Source organism: Paramuribaculum intestinale (assembly GCF_003024925.1).
GTDB lineage: Bacteria > Bacteroidota > Bacteroidia > Bacteroidales > Muribaculaceae > Paramuribaculum > Paramuribaculum intestinale.
In genome coordinates this window covers 1-12,981 of record NZ_PUED01000071.1, presented here as the reverse complement: position 1 = coordinate 12,981, position 12,981 = coordinate 1, and the positions used below count along the sequence as shown (strand labels likewise).

General features: G+C 49.2%; 11 protein-coding genes and 1 tRNA gene. 4 read left to right on the top strand and 8 right to left on the bottom strand.

The genetic code is table 11. The features are described from left to right. From C5O24_RS06840 to C5O24_RS06810, 7 genes are all read right to left on the bottom strand, one after another. Positions 1-455, bottom strand: a 455-nt coding sequence (locus C5O24_RS06840; RefSeq protein WP_500690275.1) for a type III PLP-dependent enzyme domain-containing protein, incomplete at its 3' end; no start/stop codon positions are given. 5 nt (positions 456-460) lie between these two features. After that, positions 461-1,786 (bottom strand): aspartate kinase, encoded by a 1,326-nt coding sequence (locus tag C5O24_RS06835; RefSeq protein ID WP_107034759.1) that lies wholly within the window; start codon positions 1,784-1,786, stop codon positions 461-463. 211 nt (positions 1,787-1,997) lie between these two features. Then, on the bottom strand, positions 1,998-2,666 hold the full coding sequence (locus C5O24_RS06830; protein ID WP_107034760.1) for a cell division ATP-binding protein FtsE: 669 nt from the start codon (positions 2,664-2,666) through the stop codon (positions 1,998-2,000). Positions 2,667-2,696: 30 nt separating this feature from the next. Continuing rightward, on the bottom strand, positions 2,697-4,877 hold the full coding sequence (recQ, locus tag C5O24_RS06825; RefSeq protein WP_107034761.1) for a DNA helicase RecQ: 2,181 nt from the start codon (positions 4,875-4,877) through the stop codon (positions 2,697-2,699). Positions 4,878-4,976: 99 nt separating this feature from the next. Continuing rightward, positions 4,977-6,233 (bottom strand): ATP-dependent Clp protease ATP-binding subunit ClpX, encoded by a 1,257-nt coding sequence (clpX, locus tag C5O24_RS06820; protein WP_107034912.1) that lies wholly within the window; start codon positions 6,231-6,233, stop codon positions 4,977-4,979. A gap of 65 nt (positions 6,234-6,298) precedes the next feature. After that, the gene (gene clpP / locus C5O24_RS06815) at positions 6,299-6,973 is read right to left on the bottom strand and encodes an ATP-dependent Clp endopeptidase proteolytic subunit ClpP (RefSeq protein WP_107034762.1); all 675 of its coding nucleotides are present in this window, start codon (positions 6,971-6,973) and stop codon (positions 6,299-6,301) included. Positions 6,974-7,171: 198 nt separating this feature from the next. Continuing rightward, the gene (locus tag C5O24_RS06810; RefSeq protein WP_161553835.1) at positions 7,172-8,521 is read right to left on the bottom strand and encodes a trigger factor; all 1,350 of its coding nucleotides are present in this window, start codon (positions 8,519-8,521) and stop codon (positions 7,172-7,174) included. Between the two features lie 205 nt (positions 8,522-8,726). On the opposite strand from C5O24_RS06810, the gene prfA reads away from it, so the two are divergent. The 3 genes from prfA to C5O24_RS06795 all read left to right on the top strand — a co-directional run bounded on the left by prfA (position 8,727) and on the right by C5O24_RS06795 (position 11,995). After that, positions 8,727-9,836, top strand: coding sequence for a peptide chain release factor 1 (prfA, locus tag C5O24_RS06805; protein ID WP_107681620.1), 1,110 nt, complete (start codon positions 8,727-8,729; stop codon positions 9,834-9,836). A gap of 18 nt (positions 9,837-9,854) precedes the next feature. Next, positions 9,855-10,682: an orotidine-5'-phosphate decarboxylase gene (gene pyrF / locus C5O24_RS06800; RefSeq protein ID WP_107681619.1), complete on the top strand. Its 828-nt coding sequence runs from the start codon at positions 9,855-9,857 to the stop codon at positions 10,680-10,682. Positions 10,683-10,750: 68 nt separating this feature from the next. Further along, positions 10,751-11,995, top strand: a complete 1,245-nt coding sequence (locus C5O24_RS06795) for a phosphoglycerate kinase (RefSeq protein WP_107681618.1) — start codon at positions 10,751-10,753, stop codon at positions 11,993-11,995. 626 nt (positions 11,996-12,621) lie between these two features. On the opposite strand, the gene C5O24_RS06785 is transcribed toward C5O24_RS06795, so the two are convergent. Then, positions 12,622-12,703: transfer RNA gene (locus C5O24_RS06785), tRNA-Leu, on the bottom strand. Between the two features lie 85 nt (positions 12,704-12,788). Here C5O24_RS06785 and C5O24_RS06780 point away from each other — a divergent pair. After that, positions 12,789-12,981, top strand: a 193-nt coding sequence (locus tag C5O24_RS06780; RefSeq protein ID WP_133165487.1) for a tRNA-guanine transglycosylase, incomplete at its 3' end; no start/stop codon positions are given.

Below are 12,981 nucleotides of genomic sequence, written 5' to 3'. Positions count from 1 at the left end.
GTTGTGATATAGTGATGGGTATGAGCATCGATGTTCGGATTGATCCGCAGTGCCACACGCGCCACCTTTCTTTCCTCAAGAGCAAGCTGCTCAATAATCTCGAGCTCCTGGGCCGATTCCACATTAAAGCATCCTATACCCTCACGCAGTCCAAGCAGTATCTCGCCATCGGTTTTTCCAACGCCGGCAAAAACTATGTCCTCAGCCTTGAAACCGGCGTTAATGGCTGCCGCGATCTCTCCACCGCTGACCGTATCGGCTCCAAATCCGGCCTCGCTAATCCGGCGCAGTATAGCCGGATTGGCATTGGCTTTCATCGCATAGTGCACATTGAAACCATATCGCGAAACAGATCCCTTGATCTTGTCGAGTGTCTGCTGCAGCAACTCCATGTCGTAATAATACAGCGGAGTAGCCGCTTTGCGAAATCGCTCGATCGGAAATTTCATACTCATTGTTATTATTCCGGTTTTGTTTCAAACAACTGTGCGCTCAACAAATTAAGCGCACGGACTTTGTCGGACGCCTTTACCAGAAGCGATATGTTGTAATTGCTGCCACCGTATGATATCATTCTGACAGGTATATCATGGAGCGCATTGATCACATCGGCTTCGAAACCACGGTTCTGCCATTCAAGATCGCCTACCACACAGATGATGACCATATCGCGATCCACCGTCACTGTGCCGAACTTCTTGAGATCCTCGATGATCTGATGCAGATTGCGCTCATTGTCTATCGTCACCGACACGCCCACCTCAGATGTGACGATCATATCGATCGACGTACGGTGTGTTTCGAATATCTCAAACACTTTACGCAGGAATCCATAGGCAAGAAGCATTCGGCTGCTCTTGATCTTGATGGCTGTGATATTGTCTTTTGCTGCCACAGCCTTGATCTTGCGTGTCGGCCGCGTGTTGTATATCAGCGTACCGTGAGCCTCGGGCTGCATGGTGTTGAGCAGACGCACGGGTATATTATTGAGCTTGGCCGGAAGCACACATGTCGGATGAAGAATCTTGGCTCCGAAATATGCCAGCTCCGCCGCCTCCTCGAAGTGCAGTTCGCCTACCGGCTGAGTGTTTTCCACAAATCTCGGATCATTGTTGTGCATTCCGTCTATATCTGTCCAGATCTCTATCTCCTCTGCCTTGACGGCCGCACCTATCAGCGACGCCGTATAGTCACTTCCGCCACGCTGCAGGTTGTCGGTCTCTCCATATGCGTTCTTGCATATATATCCCTGAGTGATATATAGGTCGGCGTCGGAGTTTTCCTGCAGAAGCTCGTTGATCTTATCAGTAATATACTGCATGTCGGGCTCGGCATTCTTGTCGGTCCGCATGAATTCGAGTGCCGGAAGCATGGCCGCATTGATGCCGCGTTCGTGCAGATAATTGATCATAAGAGCCGTCGACATCAGTTCTCCCTGGGCAAGAATCTCCTTCTCTTCAAAAAGAGTGAAAATAGGCTTGCTGAACGACCGGATAAAGCCGAGGCATTCCTCTATGGCCTGCCATGCTTTGGCACGGTATTCATCGGTAGCGTAGAGATCTTCGACCGTAGCACGATATTTGGCCTCAAGCATGTTGATGGTTTCTTTCGCACCGGTCAGATTCTTCTTGTAGAAATAGTCGGATATCTCTACGAGCGTATTGGTAGTTCCCGACATGGCCGAAAGCACTACTATGTTCTTGCCACGCTTAGTGATAAGCTCCACTACATCTTTTATTCGCTGAGCCGAACCTACAGAGGTGCCGCCAAACTTCAAGACTTTCATCCTATGTGTATTGTATGTATTAATAATGTTCGTTTTCTATAAATGCCAACATACTATGGCATTATCGGCACAAAGGTAATCAAAAAAGCCCTAAACGCCAAGTATCGGTGCAAGTGTTTGCCAATTTCTCATCACCTTCTGCCATCTCACCTTCTGCCATCTCACCCTCCTCAGGCCACTACCACGAAGGCGTGGCAACGGAGATATACATTCACGCAAATTCGGATATTCCCTTGCGCTCACATTTGAGCACACGTCCGGGCATCTCCTCGACCAAACCGAGATTGTGGGTAGCCATCACAACGGCCGTACCCTTGCGCGATATTTCGCGTAAGCGGTTGACGATCTGTTCACTCGTAGCCGGATCAAGATTTCCGGTAGGCTCGTCGGCAAGTATCAGACGCGGACGGTTGAGCAGCGCCCGTGCTATCACTATGCGCTGCTGCTCACCCCCCGAAAGCTCATGAGGCATCTTATATGACTTTGTCAGCATTCCCACTTCGGTCAGAACCTCCTCGATACGTGCGTCTATCTCATGCCGGTCGTTCCATCCGGTGGCATCAAGCACAAAGCGAAGATTGTCATAGACACTGCGATCGGTCAGTAGCTGAAAATCCTGAAACACTATGCCGATCTTGCGGCGGAGCATCGGGATATCACGCCGACGGAGTGTACGTAGGTCATATCCAAGCACCTCGGCATGACCGGCAGCTACAGGAATCTCGGCATACATGGATTTCAGCAACGAGCTTTTGCCACTGCCTACCTTTCCGATCAGATACACGAACTCCCCTTCTTCCAGCGTAAAGTCAACGTTTTTCAACACTATCAGCTCCTTACGATGGAGTTCTACACCTTTATAGTCTATGATTTTCTCCATTATCCTGACTATCGTGATTATCGTTTAATATCAGTATCCCATATCAGAGATAAACTTTATGCGCATGAGCCTGATTTCTTCCTCCGAATAGTCGCTGCCAAACTCTTGATAGGCCTCTTCAAGCATACCGCTCTCACTCTGCTTAAACCAGTCGAAAATCTCGTCCTGCTGATCCTCGTCGAGCATCTCGTCAATATAATAATTGATATTTATCTTAGTGCCGGAGTTGACTATCGACTCGATCTCATCGAGCAGTTCGTCAAACTCCATACCCTTCGAATCCGCTATCTCATTGAGATCTATCTTACGGTCTATCGCATGAATGATCGAAATCTTCACCTTGCTTTTGTTGGCAAGACTGCGTACTACAAGATCTTCCGGACGGTCTATATCATTTTCTTCGACATGCCGGCGGATCACCTCCACAAATTCCTTGCCGTAGCGACGAGCCTTTCCTGCACCGACGCCCGCTATCCCGGCAAGTTCCTCGATATTCACCGGATACGTGGTTGCCATAGCCTCAAGTGAAGGATCCTGGAATATAACGTAAGGGGGCAACGAATTCTGACGGGCTATCTTCTTGCGGAGATCCTTTAGAATGGAATACAGTTCGGGGTCGGCAGCACATCCGGCGCCACTCTTAAGCACCTCGACCTCTTCCTCCTCATTAAATTCACGGTCTTCCACAATTTTGAACGACTCCGGCTTGTTAAGAAATTTCTTTGCCTTGGGAGTAAGTTTGAGCAAGCCATAGTTTTCAATGTCACGCTCAAGATATCCGGCTATTACAGCCTGTCGGATCACTGCCGACAGAAATTTCTGATCAGATTTTTCGGTACATCCAAACAACTCCAGTTCGTCATGTCCGAGATTTCTGACATCAGCAGTACGTTTGCCCCGCATGACATCGACTATATGGTCAGCCTTGAATTTCTCTTTAAGCGCCGCCACCGTTTCTATGACAGCACACAATTCATCTTTTGCTTCCACTTTTTTCTTTGGGTTTAGACAATTGTCGCAGCTCCCGCAGTTTTCAGGCTTGTATTCTTCGCCGAAATAATGCAACAGCGACTTTCGACGGCACAGACTCGACTCGGCATATCCGGCGGTTTCCAGCAGCAGTTGCCGTCCGATGGTCTGCTCCGACAGAGGCTTGTTCTGCATGAATTTTTCCATCTTCTGCAGATCCTTAGCAGCATAGAATGTTATACACTTTCCTTCGCCTCCGTCACGGCCAGCTCGTCCTGTCTCCTGATAATATCCCTCTAGGCTTTTGGGCATATCGTAGTGTATGACAAACCTTACATCAGGCTTGTCGATACCCATGCCGAAAGCTATTGTAGCCACTATGACATCAACCTTCTCATGCAGAAATGCATCCTGGTTTTCCGAACGGGTCTGACCGTCCATGCCGGCGTGATAGGGCAACGCCTTGATATTGTTCACCTGCAGCATTTCAGCCAGTTCTTCCACTTTTTTACGGCTCAAGCAGTAGATGATACCGGATTTGCCCTCGTTATTCTTGATAAACTTGATTATATCACGGTCTACAGTCGGCGTCTTTGGTCGAATCTCGTAATATAGGTTTTCACGATTGAACGACGACTTGAACACACGTGCGTCAAGCATCGCCAGATTTTTCTGTATATCATGCTGCACCTTAAGAGTCGCCGTAGCCGTCAGTGCTATTACAGGACGCTTGCCGATCTCGTTGATAATAGGTCGTATACGACGATATTCCGGACGGAAGTCATGACCCCATTCAGAGATGCAGTGTGCCTCGTCAACAGCATAAAATGATATCTTTACGGTTTTAAGAAACTCGATATTTTCCTCTTTGGTCAACGATTCCGGCGCCACATACAACAGCTTAGTCTTTCCAGAAGCCACATCGGCTTTTACTTTGTCTATGGCCGCACGATTGAGCGACGAGTTCAGAAAATGAGCCACATCATCCTCTTCGCTGAAATTACGCATGGCATCGACCTGATTTTTCATCAGCGCGATGAGCGGGGATATCACGATGGCCGTTCCTTCCATGAGTAGTGACGGCAATTGAAAACACAATGATTTTCCACCGCCTGTAGGCATAAGCACAAAAGTGTCATTGCCGTCAAGCAGGCTCTGCATTATAGCTTCCTGATTGCCTTTGAATGTGTCGAAGCCGAAATGATGTTTGAGAGCTTCAGCGAGGAGGGTTGGATGAGTCATGGAAGGAATGTGAGGGATTGATATTATTTACTGTTCGCTTTGACAATTGGTTTAGTTCTACGTTGGTTTGTGAGGAGCGGTTTAAGGATAATCGGGAGGTTACTTGAATGTGGCTGTTTCGAAATTTGCCTGACGAAGTTTGTCAAGGGCATACTCTGCAGTCACCTCAAACTCCTTTAGATCGCTTGAAGGCACATCAAACATGGCATCGGTCATGATAGACTCCACGATCGAACGTAATCCGCGTGCGCCAAGCTTGTATTCTATGGCCTTGTCGACGATAAGATCAAGAGCTTCCGGCGCAAAGACCAGTTTCACGCCATCCATATCAAACAGTTTCTCATATTGCTTGATAATCGCGTTTTTAGGCTCGGTGAGCACGCGGCGCAAAGCTTCGCGGTCGAGCGGCTCAAGATGGGTCAATATCGGCAATCGGCCTATGATCTCAGGAATGAGTCCGAATGATTTCAGATCCTGGGGAGCCACATATTGCAGGAAGTTATCGCGCTTGATATTTCCGCGCGCGGTATTATTGGAATATCCTACCACATGCGTGTTAAGCCGTTGCGCAATCTTGCGTTCTATGCCATCGAAAGCACCTCCGCATATAAACAGTATGTTTTTCGTGTCGACAGGTATCATCTTCTGCTCCGGGTGCTTGCGTCCTCCCTGAGGCGGAACATTGACAACCGATCCTTCGAGAAGCTTCAGCAAACCCTGCTGTACGCCCTCTCCGCTCACATCGCGAGTAATCGAGGGATTGTCGCCCTTGCGTGCGATCTTATCGATTTCGTCAATAAACACGATGCCTTTCTGCGCTCTCTCCACGTCATAGTCAGCGGCCTGCAGCAGACGCGTGAGAAGGCTTTCAATATCCTCTCCCACATAGCCGGCCTCGGTAAGCACCGTGGCGTCGACTATAGTGAACGGAACATCAAGCATTCTCGCTATCGTTTTGGCCAAAAGAGTCTTGCCTGTACCGGTCGGTCCGACAAGTATTATATTGCTCTTTTCTATATCTACGTCGTCATTGTGTTGCGCCAGACGCTTGTAGTGATTGTAGACTGCTACCGACAGATATTTCTTAGCTGCGTCCTGACCTATTACATAGCTGTTAAGAAACTCGCATATTTCCTTAGGCTTAGGAACATTGTCCATCGACTCTCTATTGTCGGGCTTGGATTTCGACGGCTTTTGCCCGAGCACATCCTGACGGTACTGCGCAAGAGCCTCATTGATCTGCTCCACACATTCAGAGCATATATGTGTATCCGATACCGGACTTGGTACAAGCACCTCCGAAGCCTCAGCCGGCCGGCCGCAGAAAGCACATTTTATCTGGTTCTTCTTAGCCATTTTGTCTTCTGGTGTTTTTTGAAAATCCAGCGGCGTCATTCTAGACGCTCACTTCTGAAACTCGATCAATGCTTGGCCTTTACAAGCACCTCGTCAATCATGCCATAGTTCCGAGCCTCTTCGGCCGTCATCCAGTAATCACGGTCGGAGTCCTGCGCCACCCTGTCATAGCTCATCCCCGAGTGATCGGCAATGATAGTGTACAGTTCCTTCTTGAGTTTTTGTATCTCACGCGCCGTAATCTCGATGTCCGAGGCCTGTCCTTGAGCGCCACCCATAGGCTGGTGTATCATTACCCGCGAGTGACGCAGAGCAAAGCGCTTACCCTTAGCCCCGGCCACAAGCAGCACCGCAGCCATCGACGCCGCCATGCCGGTACAGATTGTGGCAACATCGCTCGACACATACTGCATAGTGTCGTATATTCCAAGACCGGCATACACAGAGCCGCCCGGAGAATTGATATATATGCTGATATCCTTGCCCGGATCAGCCGAGTCAAGATAAAGCAGCTGCGCTTGTATCACATTGGCCGTATAGTCGTTAACATCAGTGCCTAGAAATATAATGCGATCCATCATCAGACGTGAGAATACGTCCATCTGGGCCACATTAAGCTGACGCTCCTCTATAATGGTCGGAGAGATATAGCTCGACGTGATAGTCGCAGCATACTTGTCGAGCGCGAGCTGGTTCATGCCGAGATGCTTCACGGCATAATCTCTGAAATCATTTTTCATATTCTCTGTGTTCAATCTTTTCCTTCTTGTAAATTCTTTATCAAAGTTAGTAAGATTTTGGCTGAATTGCAAGTTTAAGATGTTTTTTTTGAAACAGCATCATTAGTTTAACGACTAAAAACACTGACGGGACTCCCCTTTTGCGATGGGGAATCCCGTCATTATTATGACATCCGACGGCCTTTCCGGCCGATCTCATCAGATTGTAGACGCTATCTCCTTGAACTTGTCAAGGCTTACGGTTTCACAGTCGAGAGTCACACCGTTCTCAATGCTCTGGAACAGCTTGAAATCACCGCACTGTTCCACAAGACGCGGACGGTAGTTCTTGTCGGCCAGAATGTTTTTGGCGTAATTGGTCAGAGTTTCGTCATCAATATTGGTCATGCCATACTGGGCGAACTGACGGGCTGCGATACCTTTGGCCATATCGATCAGATCCGATTCCTCTATTTTCACCTCAAGCTTCTGGGCTATATTCTCCTTCACCAGCTGCCACTTGAGATCCGGCTCCATGCGACCGTATTCCTCATCGATATTGCTGTCGTTGAGACCTTCGTTACGCATTATGAGCCACTTCTTCAGTATTGCGGCAGGCAGCTCCATCGATCCGTACTTCTCGAGGAAATATTTGCGTGCCGACATGCGGAACACCATTTCCGAATTCTGCTTCAGCTCTCCGGCGATCATCTCGCGGATAGCATTGCGGTAGCCGGCTTCATCGCTCACCTTGTCCTTGCCGAACACCTGATCAAAGAACTCCTGATTGAGTTCAGCGGGTCTTACCACAATAATTTCAGAGATGGTGAAACGGAAATCATTGTGAAGGTCGGCCACCTTAGCTTTGTCTACCTGCAGCATCGATGACATCTCGGTCGGATCACCATTACAGGTCATCCAGGGATTGAAAGTGATCTTGTCACCGACTTTCGCTCCCTTGAAGAGATCCTTCTGATCGTCCGACTTGAAATACATCGGAGCTACGATGCCGTTGGTCACCTGAATCGCGCCTTCGCCTTCGATAACATTACCGTTCTCGTCAAGCTGCTCTATAGCGCCCTTCACCAGAGCGTCATCCTCAAACTCCTCGCCAGGCACCTGTGCGCCGAAACGCTTGCGGAAAGCCTTATCCTGCTCGTCGACCATCTCATCGGTCACCTCGATAGTATAATAAGGTATATGCTCATCCTTGTCGATCTTCACGTCAAGTTCGGGAGCGAGAGCCATATCATATTCAAAGGTGAAATCTTTCTCTTTCTTGAAATCGAGTGCCTTCACCTCGACAGGCACAGGCTGGCCGAGAACATTGAGCTTATTGTCATCGATATATTTCATGACAGCCTCAAACACGTCGTGATTGATCACATCGCTTGTGACATCAGCCCCGAAACGGCGGTGCAGATCGGCGATGGCTACGTGTCCTTTGCGGAAACCCGGAATCTGATGGGTCCGGCCGATCTCCTTGAGCTTCTTGACAACGGTATCCTTGTAATCGTTCTCTTCGACATTCACCGTCAGGCGTGCGCTGACAGCGTCAGTCTTTTGCATGGTTACGTTCATAAATCTACGTTATGTATGTAAGTAAATTGATTTTTCAATAACTGAAATGCAAAATTACCAAAAAAGGGAATAATCCGCAATCCGTCGCCCAATTTTATTCAATTTTCACACTTTGCATATCCCAATCTTTATATTCCGGTTGATATTATCGTGGAATTTTACTAATTTCGCCAAAAATTCAAGAGATTCCACCATGGCAGAAAACCCTCTACTTGACAAGCTCGACGGCATTGAATCGCGCTTCGAGGAAACAGCCACTCTCATCACTGATCCGGATGTGATCGCTGACAGAGAGCGATATGTGCGTCTGTCTAAGGAATACCGTGAACTTCAGAAACTGACTGATGCCGCGCGACAATACCGCACGGCGCTGTCGGATCTTGACGATGCTAAAAATATACTCGCTTCGGAATCCGATCCTGAATTGCGCGGCTGGGCCAAAATCGAGATCGCATCAATAGAGGAGCAAATCCCCGCATTGGAAGAAACCATAAAACTGCTGCTCATACCGGCTGATCCGGCCGACTGCCGCAATGCCATGCTTGAGATACGTGCCGGAACAGGTGGAGATGAAGCCGCACTGTTTGCAGGCGATCTCCTCAAAATGTACGCCCACTATATTGAGTCGCGGCACTGGACCGCCGAACTACTGTCGGCCAGCGAAGGCCCATCGGGAGGTTTCAAGGAGGTCATAGTCCGAGTAAGCGGCGACAACGTCTACGGCACTCTGAAATACGAGAGCGGAGTGCATCGCGTCCAAAGAGTGCCGGCAACCGAAACACAAGGCCGCATACACACATCGGCTGCCACCGTTGCGGTGCTGCCTGAAGCAGAGCCATTCGACGTCGTTATAAATGAAGGTGAAATAAAATGGGACACATTCCGTAGCGGAGGAGCCGGCGGACAGAACGTCAACAAAGTGGAATCCGGAGTGCGCCTACGCTACCATTGGAGAAACCCAAACACAGGCGAAAGCGAGGAAATCCTGATCGAATGCACCGAAACGCGCGATCAACCCAAAAACAAAGAACGGGCACTCTCCCGTCTTCGCACCTACATATACGACCGCGAACGTCAGAAATATGACGACGACATAGCCTCACAACGCCGGTCGCTGGTGTCGACAGGCGACAGATCAGCCAAAATACGCACCTATAATTTCCCGCAGGGACGCATGACTGACCACCGCATCAATTATACCTCCTACAACCTTGCGGGATTTATCGACGGCGACATACAGCACTGTATCGACGCCCTTATTGTGGCTGAAAACGCCGAAAAACTAAAAGAATCCGAACTTTAACCAAAACAACGATTATATATGACGCGCAAACAATTGATCGACAACATAAAAAGCAAACAGTCATTTCTATGCGTAGGGCTGGATCCCGATATCAAAAAAATACCACAGCACCTGCTTGACTGCGAAAATCCACTGTTTGAATTTAACCGCCAGATCATTGACGCCACAGCCCCATACGCCGTGGCATATAAGCCGAATCTCGCATTTTACGAATCTCTCGGCACCGAGGGCTGGATCGCCTTCGAAAAGACAGTGAACTATCTGCGCGAACACTATCCCGACCAGTTCATAATCGCCGACGCCAAGCGAGGCGACATCGGCAACACATCGCGCATGTATGCACAAAGCTTCTTCGAACATCTGGGAGTCGATGCCGTGACCGTCGCCCCATATATGGGCGAGGACAGCGTCACACCGTTCTTAGGCTACGAAGGAAAATGGGTGGTACTACTCGCACTCACATCCAACAAAGGATCACACGACTTCCAGCTCACAGAGGACACCGACGGCACTCGCCTGTTCGAAAAAGTCATAACAACCTCAAGCCGATGGGCATCTCCCGAATCAATGATGTATGTGGTCGGCGCCACACAAGGACGCATGTTCGAGGACATACGACGTCTGGCTCCCGACAACTTCCTCCTCGTACCGGGAGTCGGAGCCCAGGGAGGTAGCCTTGAGGAAGTATGTCGCTACGGCATGACATCCGACTGCGGCCTGCTGGTCAACTCGTCGCGCGGAATAATATTCGCCTCCGATGGACCAGACTTCGCCCAAAGAGCTGCCGAAGAGGCTAAAAAACTGCAACAGCAGATGGCCGAAGAACTCAAAAAGTTTTCAGTTTAAGAAAACAATAAGTATATTTGCCACGTAATATTACCATAAACGAAACGACAAACTAAAACCATATTTCTATGACAATCGACAATTTCAACTTCGACGGCAAAAAAGCCATCGTACGTGTTGACTTCAACGTTCCCCTTGACGAGAACGGCCACATTACTGATGACACCCGTATCCGTGGAGCCCTCCCCACACTCAACAAGATACTCAACGACGGAGGAAGCCTCATCATCATGAGCCACATGGGCAAACCCAAAGGTAAGGTCAACCCCAAATTCTCTCTCTCGCAGATCAAGGACGATGTAGCCAAGGCTCTCGGCCGCGAAGTGAAGTTTGCCGACGACTGCGCTAAAGCCGCCGATGCCGCCAAGGCACTCAAGCCCGGCGAAGTGCTGCTCCTCGAAAACCTCCGCTTCTACCCCGAAGAAGAAGGCAAGCCCACCGGCATCGAAAAGACCGATCCCGGCTACGAAGCAGCAAAAAAAGAGATGAAAGAACGCCAGAAGGAGTTTGCCAAGACCCTTGCAAGCTATGCCGACGTATATGTCAACGACGCATTCGGAACAGCCCACCGCAAACACGCCTCTACAGCCGTAATCGCCGATTCGTTCGACAAAGACCACAAGATGCTCGGCTACCTTATGGAGAAAGAAGTGAAAGCCGTCGACAACATACTTAAGGACATTCGTCGCCCCTTCACCGCCATCATGGGTGGATCTAAAGTATCCACAAAAATCGGCATCATCGAAAACCTCATGGACAAGGTCGACAACCTCATACTCTGTGGCGGCATGACCTACACCTTCGCAAAAGCCATGGGCGGCCACGTCGGCGATTCGATCTGCGAGAACGACAAGCTCGATCTCGCTCTCGACATCATGAAGAAGGCCAAGGAAAAAGGCGTAAATCTCGTGCTCGGCACCGACTGCGTGGCAGCCAACGCATTCAGCAACGACGCCGACACACAGATCTGCTCCGTAAAAGAAATACCCGATGGATGGGAAGGTCTTGACGCCGGCCCCGAAACCCGCAAATCATTCGAAGCCGTCATCGAACCCTCCAAGACCATTCTTTGGAACGGCCCCGCAGGAGTGTTTGAATTCGACAACTTCACTGCCGGTTCACGCGCCATCGCCGACGCAATCGTGAAAGCCACCAAAAACGGTGCATTCTCACTCATCGGCGGCGGTGACTCCGTGGCATGCATCAACAAATTCGGACTCGCCGACGAGGTATCGTACGTATCGACCGGTGGCGGCGCACTGCTTGAGGCAATCGAAGGCAAAGTACTTCCCGGCGTAGCCGCAGTAGAGTAATCCCCTGCTCATGCACCGGCTCCCCACGAGGGAGTTCAGCATATACAAAAAGACACGACCCGACTACAATAGCCGAGTCGCGTCTTTTTTTATGTTTTATGCCGTGCTACCCCGATATTGACCCGTACCTACTCACGTTTCCCTTCTCCCACACCAACGTGAGTGTGCCGTTCGGCATACGGCAGTTTTGTGCAGACCTAATCACATTTGGACTAAGCATAGTGTATATCATCACTTCTTCTCTATTGTCAGTCCACCACAGATGGACGACAGGCCCGTCATAATAGACAAAGTGCTTTACTATACTTTCACAACGCTATGCGGAAAAATAAAGAAGAGTTAGAACTTTCAAAATACGATAATGAGTTATCGAACCTTGAGAATAAGATAAGTGATGTGCTGCTAATGTGTTGTCATTTAGTGACTATGTGGAAGCAAGCAGACCTGCTTACAGCTCATAAACTCCAAATATGTTATTCCCTGATGGTATTTATCGGGATAAAGAAAATGACGGTTATCGAACCATTACAGAAAATGCAGGGCTTGCAGTAATACGTAGGATAACTGAGAGTTACAAACGATAAAAAGAGGAAAATCCTTGCGGAAATTCCTCTTTGGTCAACTCGTGCGCATAGGGGGACTCGAACCCCCACGTCCGCAGACATTAGATCCTAAGTCTAACGCGGCTACCAATTACGCCATATGCGCCTTACGTGTACGGTGCAAAATTACTCAGTTTTTGCGAAACGCCCAAATTTTTGCCGGAAGAACAATTGTTTTGTACCTTTGCAATATGAATTTCAACCTTCAACACACATGCGCGGATTCAGCCGCCAGAGCCGGCATGATATCCACCGCCCATGGCGACATACTGACCCCGATTTTCATGCCAGTCGGCACAGTGGCGTCTGTCAAAGCAGTGCATCAGCGCGATCTCGCCGATGACGTCAAAGCCCAGATTATACTCGGCAACACATATCATTTAT